Annotated in this window: 16 protein-coding genes; 11 read left to right on the forward strand and 5 right to left on the reverse strand. The window is 36.4% G+C overall.

The window, feature by feature from the left end:
- Nucleotides 1-83 precede the first annotated feature (83 nt).
- The 3 genes from CLV62_RS12575 to CLV62_RS12585 all read left to right on the forward strand — a co-directional run bounded on the left by CLV62_RS12575 (nucleotide 84) and on the right by CLV62_RS12585 (nucleotide 1,537).
- A complete protein-coding gene (locus tag CLV62_RS12575) occupies nucleotides 84-539 on the forward strand; it encodes a DUF3836 domain-containing protein (RefSeq protein ID WP_110311139.1) in 456 nt (151 codons plus the stop codon).
- 114 nt (nucleotides 540-653) lie between these two features.
- Complete coding sequence (locus CLV62_RS12580; RefSeq protein ID WP_110311140.1) at nucleotides 654-1,091, forward strand: DUF3836 domain-containing protein; 438 nt, start codon at nucleotides 654-656, stop codon at nucleotides 1,089-1,091.
- 29 nt (nucleotides 1,092-1,120) lie between these two features.
- Complete coding sequence (locus tag CLV62_RS12585; protein WP_110311141.1) at nucleotides 1,121-1,537, forward strand: DUF3836 domain-containing protein; 417 nt, start codon at nucleotides 1,121-1,123, stop codon at nucleotides 1,535-1,537.
- A gap of 67 nt (nucleotides 1,538-1,604) precedes the next feature.
- Here CLV62_RS12585 and CLV62_RS12590 read toward each other — a convergent pair whose 3' ends face one another.
- Nucleotides 1,605-2,900 carry an O-acetylhomoserine aminocarboxypropyltransferase/cysteine synthase family protein gene (locus tag CLV62_RS12590; RefSeq protein WP_110311142.1) on the reverse strand — a complete coding sequence of 432 codons (1,296 nt, stop codon included), beginning with the start codon at nucleotides 2,898-2,900 and terminating at the stop codon, nucleotides 1,605-1,607.
- A gap of 110 nt (nucleotides 2,901-3,010) precedes the next feature.
- A complete protein-coding gene (cysK, locus tag CLV62_RS12595) occupies nucleotides 3,011-3,958 on the reverse strand; it encodes a cysteine synthase A (protein ID WP_110311143.1) in 948 nt (315 codons plus the stop codon).
- 314 nt (nucleotides 3,959-4,272) lie between these two features.
- Here cysK and CLV62_RS12600 point away from each other — a divergent pair, with 314 nt between their 5' ends.
- From CLV62_RS12600 to CLV62_RS12615, 4 genes are all read left to right on the forward strand, one after another.
- Complete coding sequence (locus CLV62_RS12600; protein ID WP_110311144.1) at nucleotides 4,273-5,562, forward strand: UDP-N-acetylmuramoyl-tripeptide--D-alanyl-D-alanine ligase; 1,290 nt, start codon at nucleotides 4,273-4,275, stop codon at nucleotides 5,560-5,562.
- 107 nt (nucleotides 5,563-5,669) lie between these two features.
- Nucleotides 5,670-6,464: a S1/P1 nuclease gene (locus CLV62_RS12605; RefSeq protein ID WP_170120054.1), complete on the forward strand. Its 795-nt coding sequence runs from the start codon at nucleotides 5,670-5,672 to the stop codon at nucleotides 6,462-6,464.
- A gap of 100 nt (nucleotides 6,465-6,564) precedes the next feature.
- Entirely contained in the window at nucleotides 6,565-8,364 is a 1,800-nt protein-coding gene (typA, locus tag CLV62_RS12610) for a translational GTPase TypA (RefSeq protein ID WP_110311146.1), read from the forward strand.
- A 169-nt stretch (nucleotides 8,365-8,533) separates the two neighbouring features.
- Nucleotides 8,534-9,601, forward strand: a complete 1,068-nt coding sequence (locus CLV62_RS12615) for a hypothetical protein (RefSeq protein ID WP_146212736.1) — start codon at nucleotides 8,534-8,536, stop codon at nucleotides 9,599-9,601.
- A gap of 78 nt (nucleotides 9,602-9,679) precedes the next feature.
- On the opposite strand, the gene floA is transcribed toward CLV62_RS12615, so the two are convergent.
- The 3 genes from floA to CLV62_RS12630 all read right to left on the reverse strand — a co-directional run bounded on the left by floA (nucleotide 9,680) and on the right by CLV62_RS12630 (nucleotide 12,709).
- On the reverse strand, nucleotides 9,680-10,672 hold the full coding sequence (gene floA, locus CLV62_RS12620) for a flotillin-like protein FloA (protein ID WP_394337206.1): 993 nt from the start codon (nucleotides 10,670-10,672) through the stop codon (nucleotides 9,680-9,682).
- Between the two features lie 13 nt (nucleotides 10,673-10,685).
- The gene (locus tag CLV62_RS12625; protein WP_110311149.1) at nucleotides 10,686-11,192 is read right to left on the reverse strand and encodes an NfeD family protein; all 507 of its coding nucleotides are present in this window, start codon (nucleotides 11,190-11,192) and stop codon (nucleotides 10,686-10,688) included.
- A 98-nt stretch (nucleotides 11,193-11,290) separates the two neighbouring features.
- Nucleotides 11,291-12,709: a tetratricopeptide repeat protein gene (locus CLV62_RS12630; protein WP_110311150.1), complete on the reverse strand. Its 1,419-nt coding sequence runs from the start codon at nucleotides 12,707-12,709 to the stop codon at nucleotides 11,291-11,293.
- A 681-nt stretch (nucleotides 12,710-13,390) separates the two neighbouring features.
- Between CLV62_RS12630 and CLV62_RS12635 the strand changes: the two genes are divergently transcribed.
- From CLV62_RS12635 to CLV62_RS12650, 4 genes are all read left to right on the forward strand, one after another.
- Complete coding sequence (locus CLV62_RS12635) at nucleotides 13,391-15,292, forward strand: glycoside hydrolase family 35 protein (RefSeq protein ID WP_110311193.1); 1,902 nt, start codon at nucleotides 13,391-13,393, stop codon at nucleotides 15,290-15,292.
- Nucleotides 15,293-15,437: 145 nt separating this feature from the next.
- Entirely contained in the window at nucleotides 15,438-16,121 is a 684-nt protein-coding gene (locus CLV62_RS12640) for an O-methyltransferase (protein ID WP_110311151.1), read from the forward strand.
- Between the two features lie 92 nt (nucleotides 16,122-16,213).
- Nucleotides 16,214-16,774 carry a cob(I)yrinic acid a,c-diamide adenosyltransferase gene (locus CLV62_RS12645; protein ID WP_110311152.1) on the forward strand — a complete coding sequence of 187 codons (561 nt, stop codon included), beginning with the start codon at nucleotides 16,214-16,216 and terminating at the stop codon, nucleotides 16,772-16,774.
- Nucleotides 16,775-16,835: 61 nt separating this feature from the next.
- Entirely contained in the window at nucleotides 16,836-17,057 is a 222-nt protein-coding gene (locus CLV62_RS12650; RefSeq protein ID WP_026626020.1) for a DUF2795 domain-containing protein, read from the forward strand.
- Nucleotides 17,058-17,189 lie beyond the last annotated feature (132 nt).

The following is a 17,189-nucleotide window of genomic DNA, read 5'->3' on the forward strand; positions in this document are numbered from 1 at the left end:
CAGATGATTATTTGTCTTGGCACGGCTTTGGCATTATATATAGTAGAAACGTAAAAAATAAAAACAAATAAATATACAACATTATGAAAGCAACAATTATCACACTAGCAGTAGCAGCATTATTATCAGTAAGCAATTCTTTTGGAAGCAACACAATCTATAAGAGTGTTGAGACTAACGATCAGGATCGTACTACCACTACTACTGTTTGCCAAGGAGAAAGCGAAAAGTACTTATCACCAATTAAAAGATATGTTATTGTATCAGACTCAAATGGTAATCCGGTAGAAAAGAAAATATATGAGTGGAGCTCGGATAATCGTAGCTGGGTAGCTATCCAAAAATATAATTATGATTATAATGCTGATGGCAAATTACTATCTCTTTCTTTTACCGAATGGAATAAGATTACTGCTGCTTGGGCAGAAGATGTACAATTTGCGATGTATATAAATGATGCAAATGAAGAAAACCTTTCTGTAAATTATTTAGATACTAAAATTACTTCAGAAATACACTTAGCACATTACTCATATTAATCAATCTTATCGGATACCGGTTGAGAAATCGGTATCCGATTAAAAAAACTGAAACAACTGTAACCAATCACTAAAATAATACGTCTTAAATATAAAGCAAATAATAACAAGAATATGAAAACATCAATTATTACAATAATAGCAGCTTTTTTGTCAATCAGTACTTCTTTTGGAGGCAATACAATACACAAGAATGTAGAAGGCAGTAAAGAAGAGGGTACTGTTACAACAACGGTTTATAATGGTACCGATAATACAGGCTTGATTCCCTTTAAGCAAACGGTTTTTGAATATAATACAGATAAGAATCTGAAAGAACGAATCTCTTATAAATGGGAGTCAAATACACAACAATGGCTTGTAGTAAGTAAATATAAATACGAATACAATATAAGCGGCGAGTTGATTAATATTTCATATATGTCATGGAATGAATCTTCTAAGTCTTGGAACAAAGATGTTCAGTATGCCATGTATATTTATGATAAGAGCAACGAGTCTTCTCCTATAAAATACTTATCAGTAACAGATAGTAAGAATAAAAAATATTAACTGTATAACAATCAAATAATAGTAGGATCATGAAAGCAATAATAGGAACTTTAGTAATCGCATTCTTTTTATCAATAAGCAATTCTTTTGCAGGTGATAAATTATATAAGAATGTAATTGATAATAAAGAAAAGCGTACAGTAACAAGTACTGTTTGTAAAGGAAAAAACGATATGAATCTGGTTCCATTAACCGAGTGTGTGCTCCAGTACAATGCAGATGGAAGTCTTAAGGAAAGAATTTCTTATAAATGGGAGTCTCATAAAAAAGCATGGATTGCTCACCAAAAATATATGTATGAATATGATAAGGGAAGTCTTACAGCCATATCATATGTTGAGTGGAATAAATCGACGAAAGCCTGGGGAAACGATATTCAGTATGTAATGTATATATATGATTCGAAAACGGATTTACTGACTGTAATCAATAGTTCACAAAAGTAAGGTACTCCAATAAGGTTTATCCGGTTAAAATAAAAAGAGACGTAAAATTTACGTCTCTTTTTATTTGTTATATTTTTTTGAATGCTTGATCCAAGTCTGCCTTGATGTCTGCTATGTTTTCTATTCCGACAGAGATTCGTAATAATCCGGGAATAGCACCCGTTGCAATCTTATCTTTCTCATCGAGTTGTTCGTGAGTAGTTGCTGCCGGATGTATGATCAATGATTTGGCATCTCCCACATTGGCTAGATGACTGATCAGTTCGAGACTGTTGATCAATTTATCTGCTTGCTCAGCACCGCCTTTTACTTTGAAGGACAATACTCCTCCAAAACCATTCTTTAAATATTTTTTGGCAAGGTCGTGATATTTGCTACTCTTCAATCCCGGATAGTTCACATATTCCACTTGTGGATGTTGTTCTAACCATTCGGCAATTGCAAGCGCATTATCCACATGACGTTCTACACGCAACGAGAGTGTTTCGAGACCTTGTATGAGTAACCATGAGTTGAGGGGACTGATTGCGTTACCCCAGTCTCTCAATCCTTCTACACGAGCTCGTATAATGAAGGCGATATTACCAAATGGGCTGTTGGCGCCAAAAGTATCCCAGAATACTAATCCGTGATAACTGTCTGATGGTTCTGTGAATTCCGGAAATTTGCCATTTCCCCAATTGAATTTTCCACTATCGATAATTACCCCACCTAATGATGTTCCATGTCCGCCAATCCATTTGGTTGCGCTTTCTACAACAATAGTTGCTCCGTGTTCCAGTGGACGGAATAAGTATCCGCCTGCACCAAAAGTATTATCTACAATAAGAGGGATGTTGTGTTTATCTGCAACCGCAGCTATTGCTTCAAAATCAGGGATATTTAAATCGGGATTTCCTATTGTTTCAAGATAAATAGCCTTGGTATTATTGTCTATCAGTTTCTCAAACTCTTCGGGAGTATCATTGGGTGTGAATTTTACTTCTACACCTAAACGTTTGAACTGGTTTTTGAATTGATTATATGTACCACCGTAAAGATGTGAAGTCGAAACGAAATTATCTCCGGCTGAAACAATATTATTAAGAGCTATAAATTGAGCCGATTGACCTGATGATGTTGCTAAAGCAGCTATACCACCTTCTAAAGCAGCTATGCGTTTTTCGAAAACATCAGTTGTCGGATTCATTAAACGGGTATAGATATTTCCGAATTTTCTCAATCCGAATAAATCTGCACCATCTTGTGCATCTTCGAATACATACGAACTTGTTTGATAAATGGGTACTGCACGCGAATGAGTCGTTGGATCTACTACTTGTCCTGCATGTACTTGGAGTGTTTCAAATTTATAGGTGCTCATAAATGATATTGTTAAATGGATTATGAAAGATAGAGAGCTATTTTTACATAGCTCTCGGGTATAATATAGTACACTTTATTGGTTGCAATCAAAGGTCACAGACCTTTTTCTTATAATGGATATTCTTCGAAAGAATAAAGAACAGTCGATAAATAACGCTCTCCTGTATCAGGTAGTATTACTACTATGTTTTTACCTTTGTTCTCGGGACGTTTTGCCAATTCTGCCGCAGCGTAAACTGCTGCACCTGATGAAATACCAACTAATAAACCTTCTTCTCTAGCCAGAAGTCTGCTGGTAAGTATAGCATCATCGTTCTTTACTTGAACGATTTCATCAACTACCGATTCATCGTAAGTTTTAGGGATGAAACCTGCACCTATTCCCTGTATCTTGTGAGGACCGGGTTTTCCGCCTGATAATACAGGTGAATCGGTTGGCTCTACAGCTACAATTTGTATTTTAGGATTACGTTGTTTCAAAACTTCACCTACCCCGCTTACAGTACCACCTGTTCCCACACCGGCAACAAAAATATCTACTTGTCCGTCGGTATCTCTCCAAATTTCTTCGGCCGTAGTTTTACGATGAATAGCAGGGTTCGCAGGATTTTCGAATTGTTGAAGTATAACTCCGTTAGGAGTACTTTCTTTCAACTCCACAGCCTTTGCAATAGCTCCTTTCATTCCATCAGGTCCGGGAGTTAAAACAATATTTGCACCAAGAGCTTTCAATAAGTTTCTGCGCTCAATACTCATCGTCTCAGGCATTGTAAGAGTCAGTTTATATCCTTTAGCAGCTGCAACAAAAGCTAAACCTATTCCGGTGTTTCCACTGGTTGGCTCAATAATAACACTATCAGCTTTTAATATTCCTTTTTCTTCGGCATCTGTAATCATTGCAAAAGCAATTCGATCTTTTACACTTGATGCGGGATTAAAATATTCTAACTTTGCAATGATTTTTGCATTGATATTGTGATTTTTTTCGTAATTTGATAGCTCCAATAAAGGCGTGTTACCTATCAGGTCTGTAAGTTTTTTTGCTATTTTAGTCATGACCAATATATTTTTTTGTTTTATTATTAATTAATACAAAATTACGTGCTTCAAACCATAAATAAAATACCATAAATGGGGTATTTTTGCAAAGTATTTATATAAGCGAAAGATACAAAATAATACTAAGTTTTTAATGCTACATTATAAGCAATTATAGTAGCAGATTAGACTTAATATCAGCCGAAATAAAAAAAAGGTTTCAGGCCTTAAAAAATTTAAGGAAGATTATTGCTTTTCAGGTCAACAAAATTGATTGCTGAGGTGTTCCTTATCAAGCATAAGTTTTATTTATTACAACATATACGCAATTTATGGAAATATCTCAATTGTACGAAATATTTAAACAATATCCGTCAATAACTACCGATACGCGCAATTGTGCGAAGGATTCTATTTTCTTTGCTTTGAAAGGTTCCAATTTTAATGGAAATCTATATGCAAAAAAGGCTTTGGAGCTGGGTTGTAAATATGCAATCGTAGATGAAGCCGAATTTGCCGACGAGTCTCAAAATATATTTTTAGTGGATGATTGTTTAACTATGTTACAGCAACTGGCAAGTTTTCACCGTAGTAAATTATCTATTCCCGTAATAGGTGTGACCGGAACTAATGGTAAAACAACATCCAAGGAATTGATAACAGCAGTGCTTTCTCAGGAATTTAACGTGTTGTCGACTCATGGTAATCTGAATAATCATATCGGGGTGCCTCTTACTCTCCTGAAGATGACTAAAGCGCATGAGATAGCTGTTATCGAAATGGGAGCTAATCACGTGGGTGAAATAAAAACACTGGTAGAAATAGCTCGACCTAACTATGGTCTTATCACTAATGTTGGTCGTGCACATATCGAAGGTTTCGGCTCATTTGAAAACATTATAAAAGCAAAAGGTGAACTTTATGATTTCCTTCGGGAACAAAAAAACAGTAAAATATTTATAGATAATGATAACCCATACTTAAAGAATATATCTGAGGGTATAGCCACAATAAGTTATGGCAATGATGATTCTCTTTTCGTTTGTGGAAGGGCGGTTTCAAATGATCCATACTTAAGTTTTGTGTGGAAATTCTCTAAGAATGATCACATTGTGAAAACGAACTTAATAGGTGAATATAATCTTTCGAATGCATTGGCTGCTGTTGCTATTGGTAAATATTTCGGAGTGAAAACAGCTAAAATATGCAAGGCTATTGAAGAATATGTTCCCAATAATAATCGTTCACAATTAAAAAAGACCGAAAAAAATACATTGATCATAGATGCCTATAATGCAAATCCGACCAGTATGGGTGCTGCTTTGCAGAACTTTACGAAAATGGATGTTCCTAACAAAACTCTTATTTTAGGAGATATGAGGGAGCTTGGTAATGATAGTGAGGCAGAGCATCAAAAGATAGTTGATTTTATTGCTTCAAATTCTATTGATAATGCCTTTTTTGTAGGAGATAATTTCAGCAAGACAAATACAACTTACCCTTGTTTTGCAACGTTAGACGATTTTACAAACTTCCTGAAAGCAAATCCGATGGAAGATCGCTTTATTTTAATTAAAGGGTCAAGAGGTCTTCAACTGGAAAAATGTGTAGATTTGTTGTAATTTTCGAATAATTTAAACTGTTCGTTACTTGGTTTAATAATTAGTAGCTAATTAATTATTGTCTTACCAAAGTAATATAAATGGGTCTGTGGCCTTAAATGTCTGATATGAAGAAGTTTTTAATAATTAGTGTTCTTGCGGTTTCTATTTTATTGCCATCTCAATTATTGGCTTGGGGGATGACAGGACATAGAGTGGTGGCTCAAATTGCCGATCAGAATATTAAATCGGGTACACGTAAAAAGATTAACCGGTTGCTAAATAATATGCCTGTTGCATATTGGGCAAATTGGCCTGATTTTATTAAATCGGATAAAACCGGAGAGTATGATCATACTCATACCTGGCACTATGTGAATGCTCCGGGCAATTTGTCAAAAGAAGATTTTGTGGCTTATATCAAGAATATTGAGCAAGATAATATCTACAAAGAGATCCCTAAATTGGAGCAGATTATAGCCGACAATGTTTCGTCTGTTGAACAAAAAAGAGTTGCACTCTATTTCCTGGTGCACCTTATGGGGGATGCACATCAACCTATGCACGTGGGTCGTGAAGAGGATCTGGGAGGTAATCGCATTTCTGTATTGTGGTTTAGTGATAAAAGTAACCTGCATTCTGTTTGGGATGGTAAGTTGATTGATTACATGAAATATAGCTATACCGAATATGCTAATCTGTTGAATACTATATCTAAAGACAAGAAGAAAGCATTGGAGGCCGGAACATTGGAAGATTGGTTGTACGAATCCCATTGTCTGGCTAATGAAATTTATTCGTCAGTAAACAATGAAGATAGATTGTCTTACGATTATGCTTATAAGTATACTGATGTTGTAGAATTACAACTGCAACGAGGCGGTTTACGATTGGCTGCTGTTTTAGATCAAATATTTCGATAAAGAAATAATCATTATAAACGAATTAAATATCGACAGTATTCTCATAGAATGAGAAGATTGTCGATATTTTGTTGTATCTTTGCAGCCTCAAAAAATAGGTATGCAAAATATTAGAAATATCGCGATTATCGCACACGTTGACCATGGCAAGACTACAACGGTAGACAAATTGTTACTTGCCGGGCAGCTTTTCAGGGACAATCAGACTGCGGGTGAATTAATTCTAGACAATAACGACTTGGAGCGAGAGAGAGGAATAACTATCCTTTCCAAAAACGTTTCGATAAATTATAAAGGAACCAAAATCAACATTATTGATACTCCGGGTCACGCTGACTTTGGTGGAGAAGTAGAACGGGTATTAAACATGGCCGATGGCTGTTTATTACTGGTTGATGCCTTTGAAGGTCCAATGCCTCAAACTCGATTTGTACTTCAAAAAGCAATCGAAATAGGCTTGAAGCCCATTGTTGTAATAAACAAAGTAGATAAACCCAACTGTCGTCCTGATGAAGTGCACGAAATGGTTTTCGATCTAATGTTTAGCTTAGATGCTACAGAAGAGCAACTTGATTTTCCTACAATCTACGGTTCAGCTAAAAATGGCTGGATGTCGAATGACTGGAAAACTCCTGCGGAAGACTTTACTGCATTGCTTGATGCTATTGTAGAGCATATTCCTGCTCCCGAAATTCTACAGGGAACTCCTCAAATGTTGATTACATCACTTGATTATTCAAAATATGTAGGTCGTATTGCTATCGGACGTGTACATCGTGGAGAGATAAAAGAAAACATGGATGTTTCTTTATGTAAACGTGATGGTACAATTGTGAAATCTAAAATCAAAGAACTGAATGTTTTTGAAGGTTTAGGCAGAGCTAAAGTTTCGTCTGTGCAATGTGGTGATATCTGTGCCTTGATTGGTATTGAAGGTTTCGAGATTGGTGATTCTATTGCAGATATTACTAATCCTGAACCACTGGATCCGATTGATATTGACGAACCAACAATGTCGATGTTGTTTACTATAAACGACTCTCCATTCTTTGGTAAAGACGGTAAATTCGTAACATCTCGTCATATATATGAGCGATTGATGAAAGAATTGGACAAGAATCTAGCTTTACGTGTAGAGCCTACCGAAACTACAGATTCATGGATCGTATTTGGTCGTGGAGTATTACACTTATCGGTACTGATCGAAACAATGCGTCGTGAAGGATATGAGCTTCAGGTTGGACAACCTAAGGTTATTATCAAAGAAATTGATGGCGTGAAATGCGAACCGATTGAACAACTTACAATAAATCTACCAGAGGAATATTCAAGTAAGATTATCGACCTTGTAACTCGTCGTCGTGGTGAGTTGACAATGATGGAATCGAAAAACGAAAGAATATTCTTGGAATTTACAATACCTTCGAGAGGAATTATCGGTATCAGTAATGCTGCTTTGACCCTTTCGGCGGGAGAAGCTGTTATTGCTCACCGTTTCTTGGAATTCCAACCTTGGAAAGGCGATATTGAAAAACGTCAGAATGGTTCTATTATTGCAAGTGAATCGGGTAATGCTTTTGCTTATGCTTTAGATAAGCTACAAGATAGAGGACGTTTCTTCATCGAATCTCAAACCGATATTTATATGGGTCAGATCGTAGGAGAACACTCAAAAGAAGGCGACTTAGTTGTAAACTTGACTAAATCGAAGAAACTTACCAACGTACGTGCTTCGGGAACTGATGATAAAGCTAAGCTTGTGCCTGCTATTATTTTCAGTTTAGAAGAATCTCTTGAGTATATCAAAGAAGATGAATATGTAGAGGTTACACCATCTGCAACTCGTCTGCGTAAGATATATTTGGATGAAAACGAACGTAAACGTTTTACGAAGAAATAAGAAGATTTAAAATCTGATATATAAAAAGCCTCTGAGATAAACAATTTCAGAGGCTTTCTGTTTTTTTACTATTATCCTTGAATATGTAAGCCAAAAGAGTTCCACAATATCTATAAATTGGACTACCTTTGTAGACTTTCGAGTACAGAAACAAATGACAACACCTGCTATGAAAAAGCTAGTATTATCCCTGCTCATTATCTTGTTTGTAGTTAATGGATTCGCACAGAATAATGTAAATGTCGATAATTATCGTTTTAACTTTACTTATCGGGCATTACCTTCAAAGCCTTTAGCCCCAATGTTTTTTTATTACGGAACTCGTATTAATGTGCCTAATAGTGTTGCGCGAGTTATCGATATGGATGCTTTGTATGATCAACTCAGAATTGAGGGACAACGTAGAACCGATGATGCAAAGCCGGGTGATGTGGCTGTAAATCTGGATATGGGCTTTGTTGAGATTGTAAGTAGTGATGTGAAAGAAAGGGAAGGTGATTCGAAGGATAAGGACGGGCAAAAGCGAGGCAGAGACAAAGATAATAAGTATTACTGGATGGTGATAACTTATACTTTCGAATCGAAAGTTGTTGTAACTAAAAATGGAAAAAATATAGAGTATTATCCTCTATATTACAGAATTAATACACTGACTTATCAAACAAGGGAATTTAGTTCACGCAGGGACTTGTCGGAATACTGGAAAAATAACAGAGAAAATCTGAAAGAGGCTTTTGCCCGAGATTTGGCAACTTCTTCTGTGAACAGAGCTACTGCGCGAATTTCCTCTCTGTATGGATTTCCTACAACCAAGTCATCAGATATAATAAAAACGATTAATGAAAAAAAGCATCCGGAGAATACTCCCTTTCGGGCGGCAGGTGATGACTTGAAATCAAAGCTGGAAATGATGAATGCTAATACTCCGATGATGGAAGAAGATGTTGCTGGTTTGATTGATTATTATATGGGTATTCTTGACAGATACACTGATCCGAAATTGAATGCTGATATTAGATTGCGTTATGCTGCTTTGTACAACTTGTGCAAAATATATTTATACTTAGAGCAACCTGAGAATATAAAGCAATATGCAGACTTAATTCTGGAGAATGGATATGATAAAGGGGATAGTAAGAAAATGAACGAGGCAGCTCAGAAACTTACAGGATTGTTTAATTCTTCGAATATAATAAAAACGAGACATTTCGATCCTGATATATTTTTTGAAGATTAATTTCTGATTCGATATAAAAAAACGAAGGCTGATTGTTTAAATACAATCAGCCTTCGTTTTTTTTAATAAGGTTGTTTCTTATTTTTTATCTGTTTTACCTCCGCCTGAGTTACCTGTCGGACGTGCGATAGAGTCGCGCATATCGGTATCCGCTTGGATATTTTGCATTTTGTAATAATCCATTACTCCTAAATTTCCATTGCGAAGAGCTTCTGCCATCGCAATTGGTATTTGAGCTTCTGCTTCTATTACTTTTGCACGAGCTTCCTGAGCTTTTGCTTTCATCTCTTGCTCTAGAGCTACAGCCATCGAACGGCGTTCTTCCGCTCTTGCTTGTGCGATGTTTTTATCGGCTTGTGCTTGGTCGATTTGAAGTACTGCCCCGATATTCTTACCTATGTCGATATCCGCAATATCAATAGATAGAATTTCGAATGCTGTTCCTGCATCCAGACCTTTTTTCAAAACAAGTTTTGAAATAGAATCGGGATTTTCAAGTACTGATTTATGACTTTCGGATGAACCGATAGATGATACTATACCTTCGCCTACACGAGCTAAGATTGTTTCTTCACCTGCACCACCGACTAACTGTTTGATGTTGGCACGCACCGTTACACGGGCTTTAGCGATCAACTGAATACCATCCTTAGCAACCGCGGTTACGGGAGGGGTATCGATTACTTTTGGGTTTACCGACATTTGCACTGCTTGCAATACATCACGTCCGGCAAGGTCGATAGCTGTTGCCATTTGAAATGACAGGTCGATATTTGCTTTTGAGGCAGATACCAGTGCATGTACTACCTTTTCGACATGTCCGCCTGCTAGAAAGTGAGCTTCGAGTTCGTCACGGGTAATAGTTCTAAGACCGGCTTTGTGGGCTTCGATCATAGCATATACAATAGTGCGGGGCGGTACTCTACGTAATCTCATCAGAAATAACTGAACGAGCGATACGCGTACGCCGGCCGAAAGGGCATTGATCCATAAAAAGAATGGAACGTAGTAGAAAAAGATGAGTAGAAGCACGAATGCTGCTAATGCAATTGTAACTACGAGAAATGGCATAATTATAAAATTATTAGTTAATACTTGTTTGATTTTCTGATTGTGGTACAGATTGTACCAGAACGCTTGATTTTTCTATTTTTACGATTTGCACGTTTTCCCCTTCGTCAATAAATTCGCCGGTAATAGATTTTACTTCTACGATATATTGATTGTCGAATTCGGCTTTACCAATCGGATTGAGACGAGATAAGGTAATCCCTGTTTGTCCAATGTTCAGCTGTAGGATTTCTGTTTGGTCTACAGTCGCATCTATATCGGTTTTAAGTGCAATATGGCTCAAAGCATTTGATTTGAGTATAAATAAAAAAGCCGCGACGGATATTATAAGATTAGCTGCGATGGTGATATAACCCGCAGTTTCGCCTATATAATAGAATGCATATGCAATACTGCCTATTAGCATAAGTCCGCCTGCAATACCTGCTATTGTTATGCCGGGCAATAGAAAAACTTCTGCTGCCAGAAGACCAACCCCTAGTATGATCAGAAAAGCGATGATGATAATTTCAACTGTCATATATTAATTTTAAGAGCGTTTTTAAGGTCTTAGACCTTTTTTTGTTACTTAGGCAAGAGCAATGTTAGCGTTGTTTAAGCCCATATAATGTTGAGGAATCACTGTAGGGCTTTTATCTCTTCATTACGAGCTTTGATATCTAAGTCCTGAACTTCTTTATAAAGCTGAGCTTGTCTGTTTTCCAGATTCTGAATTACACTGGCTAAAGTCGATCGTTGATTACCTGATACGCTTATGTATTCGGTTCTCTTTGCGTCTAAATCTTTCTCTGTTGATTCTAATGCTTTCCTTTTCTCATTAGCCTCAAAATATAGATTCCGTGCAGTTGAACTTTTGAAATCGGCATATGTGTTGTACGTATACCTGTCATTGATTACAAATGTAAAGTCCGAAACCTTTTTTTCAACTACTGTATTTTCTTTTCTGGCTGCAGCTATCAGGCCCGAATAATTTTTGCCCGGTCTCCATGTGCTCTTGATAGATGCTATTTTGGCTCTGTTTTCTTTGTATATCTCATCGTCACTTTCCACTAACTTTACTTCTTCGTTCGGGATAAAGGTGTATACACACACTCTGCCCTCGGGTTGAAAACGATCAGTAGCAAACCATCCTATGCCTTTCTCTTCATCGAATACATAAAGATAGTCATTTGCTGTTGAGTTAAAGGGCATATTGAGTAATTCGGGTGTCAGATAGGTATCATTATTCAGATTATATCTGGTTACATAGATATCATAGCCTCCCAGTCCGTTTTCGTCTTCACCTGCAAAATAAATAGTAGAACCGTCAGTTAAGACAAAAGGATAGTTGATGCCGCCTGTAAGCCCTAAGTTGTTATTTGATATTTTCTTTTCGTTACCATAACCGTTGAGGAGTTTGTCCATCGAAAAGAGACTCATTCTATTGTTCGCCGGTTGTCCAAAATATATCTTCGAGCCTTTTCCATTCGTGTAGACTGTGGATTCTATTCTTGTATTAGCTTCGAAAACGTCATTAAATGCTGACAGGGAACCTGCATCAGAAGACAATTTATATGCTGATAAAAAAGCATTTTTACTCACAATCAAACTGTCGATAATTTGTATGTCTTCAGTTCTGGATATTGCTCTCTGTAATTTATCTAAATATTGGTTGCGGGTGGCTAAGGTTGTTTCCTTCTCTTTCGGTCTGGCCTTTGTATAACGCTCATATTGTTGTTGGGCTTCACTAACTCTATATTGTCTGATGTAAATATCTCCCAGATACAAATACGATTCGGGTAAATTTCTTTTAGCTGCTATCAATAAATATTCTTCGGCTTGTTTAATGTTTCCTCCTGTTTCAAAGAGGCATACGCCCAGCCAAAGGTTTAGCGACGGATCAGTCGGTTTGTTGCTATGCTCTCTCTCAAATACAGGTAAAGCTTTTGCGAAATCGTTATTTTTATAATCTAGTTTTGCCTGAGCCAAATCTTTAGCAGTTTGGGCATTTAAGGTGAAGCACAGGCAAAGTGATATTATCAGGCTGATATATTTCATATGTGATATACAGTTGGTAAAATAGTAAGGCTATAGACCTTTTTATTGCTTTGGTAAGTATAATAGACAGAATCTCTTATAATCATAAAATATAGCAATAACTATCTTAAATTACTTAATTAATCAAAGATAAAAATAATCTCCGAATGGTATCTACTTTGATAGTTGTTTTTAAGGAAAACCGATCAAAATGATTGATGAAAAATAAGAAGCATTATTATTCACAATCTCGATTATCAGTTGGATGATTTTATCTATCCATGTAAGGATAGATTATCAGTAAATAATGATATTATGGAGTCTGACCTGCGTTTCCGCCTCTATCGGTAAACAGTCAAAAGGGAAAATAAAACTCGTGGAAAAAGTGTTACTTTTGTTACCTTTGTAACTTTTTGAATCGTTAGTGTTTGATAAATAGTGGATTAGCGATATCCTGAAAGTGACACTTATCAGTCACCTTTGTCACCTTATTGATTACTTTTGTAAAGAATGTCACCTTCTTGGAAATAAATTTCGTTATTCATTAAAAGTGCTGTAATTTTATACCATTCAAAAAAAAGAACAGAATACCGATTTCTTAAGGTCCCAGACCTTTTTGTAGCTTTGCAAGCATAACAGCCAGAGATAGTTATACTGATAAAATATTGCATTAAATATTAAATGTTACTTAATATAATAACCATGAATAAAAAAACGATTTTCTTTTTGTTAACCCTTTTTCTGATAAGTCCCTTAATAATGAATGGGCAAGCAAAACATACTTTTGAAATTAAAGATGGCAATTTTGTCTATGATGGAAAGCCTGTTCAAATTCATTCCGGAGAAATGCACTACGCCCGAATACCTCATCAGTATTGGAGGCATAGACTTCAGATGTTAAAAGCAATGGGGCTAAATGCAGTTGCAACTTACGTTTTCTGGAATGCGCATGAACCTCAACCCGGTCAATGGAATTTCGAAGGGGATAATAATCTGGCAGAATATATTAAAATTGCAGGAGAGGAGGGATTGATGGTTATCTTGCGCCCCGGACCTTATGTATGCGCAGAATGGGAATTTGGCGGTTACCCTTGGTGGCTCCAAAACGTGGAAGGAATGGAAATCAGACGGGATAATCCTCAATTCTTGAAATATACAGAAATTTATATCAATAGATTGTTTAAAGAGGTTGGGCATCTTCAAATAACCAAAGGAGGTCCTATCATTATGGTTCAGGCTGAAAATGAGTTTGGCTCTTATGTAGCTCAGCGTAAAGATATTCCTTTGGAAGAGCATCGGGCATATAATGCAAAGATTGTCGCTCAGTTGAAAGCTGCAGGATCGGAAGTACCTTTCTTTACATCGGACGGAAGTTGGTTGTTCGAAGGAGGCTCTACTCCCGGAGCTTTACCTACAGCTAATGGCGAAAGCAATATTGCCAATTTAAAGAAAGTAGTTGATCAATATAATGGAGGAAAAGGCCCGTATATGGTTGCTGAATTTTATCCCGGATGGTTAGCTCATTGGGCTGAACCTCACCCCAAAGTGGATGCTTCGAAAATAGCAAGACAGACTGAGGTGTATTTGAAAAATGATGTGTCGATCAATTATTATATGGCTCATGGTGGAACCAACTTCGGGTTTACAAGTGGTGCTAACTATGATAAGAATCACGATATTCAACCCGATTTAACGAGTTATGACTATGATGCTCCAATAAGTGAAGCAGGTTGGGTAACACCTAAGTTTGATTCTATTCGGAATGTGATTAAGAAGTATGCACAGTATGATATTCCGGAAGCTCCAAAACAAATACCTTTGATTGAGATTCCTTCAATCAAATTGACGAAGGTGGCTGATGCTTTGAATTTTGCGAGGACGCAGGAAAAAGTGGAAAATCCGAAACCGTTAACTTTTGAGCAATTGAATCAAGGTTACGGATATGTTCTTTATTCGAGACATTTCAATCAACCTATTAGCGGGACATTGGTAATAACAGGTCTGCGCGATTATGCGATTGTATATGTGAACGGCGAAAAAGTGGGTGAATTGAATCGTTATTATAAGAATTACTCAATGGAAATCGATATTCCGTTTAATTCCTCTCTGGAAATATTGGTCGAAAATATGGGACGAATCAATTATGGCGCAGAGATTGTTCGCAATAATAAAGGTATAATAAGTCCTGTTCAGATCAGTGGTATGGATATTGAAGGGGAATGGGAGATGTATAAACTACCAATGGATGAAGCTCCCACAATGGCTAAAATCGGTAAATCAGAGGCATTGGATAACCTCCAAAGTGATAATAGTAGGGCTAAATTGGAGGGAAGACCTGTTATTTATGAGGGAACTTTCAATTTGAGTGAGACAGGCGATACTTTTATTGATATGTCTGCTTGGGGTAAAGGGGTTATCTTTATAAACGGTAAAAATATTGGAAGATACTGGAATGTTGGTCCTCAGCAAACTCTATATATACCCGGAGTCTGGTTGAACAAAGGAGAGAATAATATTGTGATCTTCGAGCAACAGAATGATGAGTTGAAAAAAGAAGTGAAGACAGTAAAGGTTCCAATCTTACATGACTTGAAAGGTAAATAAATTCAATTGATAAGAGATAGGACAGAAAATAGAGTATATCAGACTAAAGATATTACTCTATTTTTTGTTTTTTTGAAGGTTAGTCGTCTTTTGAGTTTTGATTGTTGCAATAAGATTCTATTTTTGTGGAAATTTATTAAACCGTATGCCTAAAATATTTCGTTTGTCAAAAGCCGGAGTGAGATTGTTGTTCAAAGTACGACATCATAAAGGGCATGGCATACACTCTCCTTTTGTTTTCAACTTTATTACCAGAGTGATCGAGGAAAAAACACCCTATCATGCTTATGAAGATGTTCGTAATTGCTTGAAAGATTTTCCGGTTTTATCTTTTCAGGAGAATAAGACACATCGTCTATTATTCAAAATTGTTAATTATTTCAATATAAAGCAGATTCTCGAATTGGGAGGTGGCATAGGTATTCATTCTTTGTACATGACTGCGGCAGCTTCGGATATTGAATGTTTGAGTGTGGAGCTTACCCCATCTAAATATAATCAGGCTCAAATGCTTTATAATGAGTGGAATCATAATATAATACAATCAGAAGAGCAATTTCCTTTAATAAACGGGAAAAAAGATTGTATCTTCGTGAATCTTAAAAATTACAATGCTTCTCATAATGAGTTGGTTATCTATTTGCTGTCTTTGGTACACAAAGATTCTGTAATTATTATTGATGGAATCCGAACAAATCGAAAGCTACAAACGTTATGGAAAATGTTAGTTCAACAAAATGACGTAATAGTGTCTTTAGATTTATTCCATCTGGGGATATTATTTTTCGATAAGAAATATTACAAGCGGAATTATAAACTCAGTTTTTGAAGGTCGCAGACCTTTTTATTACTTTGTTAATAGTAATAGAGAAGAATTAGTCATTGTAGAATATAGTAATAGATATTTAACATTACTTATTGATGAAAAAAAGTTTAGTATATACAAAAACAGGGGATAAGGGAACTACCGGCTTAGTTGGCGGTATGAGAGTGCCTAAATCGCATGTAAGGTTAGAAGCATATGGTACTATCGACGAATTGAACTCGTTCTTGGGATTGCTTATCTGTGAGATAAAAGAAGAAGATATTCTGAAAGTCCTTTCTTTTATTCAGCATAAATTGTTTACTGTGGGATCTTATCTGGCTACGGAGACAGAGGCTATTTCTCCGAAGGCTGCCAGCATTATAACCGATGAGAATATTGCATTGTTAGAAAAGGAAATGGATCGCATGGATAGCGAATTACCTCCACTCAGGCAATTTGTATTACCGGGAGGAAGTGAGGCTGCTGCCAGAGCTCATATTTGCCGCACGATAGCACGCCGTGGAGAGCGTTGCATCTATCGTGTTAAAGCAGATTATCCGGTAGAGGATAATATTTTAAAATTTGTAAATCGCCTGTCTGATTACTTCTTTATCCTTGCCCGAAGAGAATGTAATAAGAATGGAAAGGAAATTTTTTGGGATACTACTTGTTCCTAAAGAATATTCTGCTATTTTTGCCGAAAATAAAGATTAAGATAATTATAATAAATACATTACTATGTACTGGACACTAGAATTAGCATCGAAATTGGAAGATGCACCATGGCCTGCTACTAAGGACGAGTTGATTGATTATGCTCAACGCTCGGGTGCACCGTTGGAAGTGATAGAAAACCTTCAGGAGTTGGAAGACGAGGGCGAGATTTTTGATACAATCGAAGATATTTGGCCGGATTATCCAAGCAAAGAAGACTTTTTCTTTAACGAAGACGAATATTGATAATAAAAAGTGGTAAAACGCTTTAAAAAGAAGCGAATATAGAAGAGGGGAAAGGAAATTTATATTCCGTAGCCCCTTTTTTGTTTTTTATTATTATATTTAGAATTCTGAATGCTATACTCTAATTAAAGG

This window comes from Indolivaga alginatilytica (genome assembly GCF_003201355.1).
GTDB classification, from domain to species: domain Bacteria; phylum Bacteroidota; class Bacteroidia; order Bacteroidales; family Dysgonomonadaceae; genus Dysgonomonas_A; species Dysgonomonas_A alginatilytica.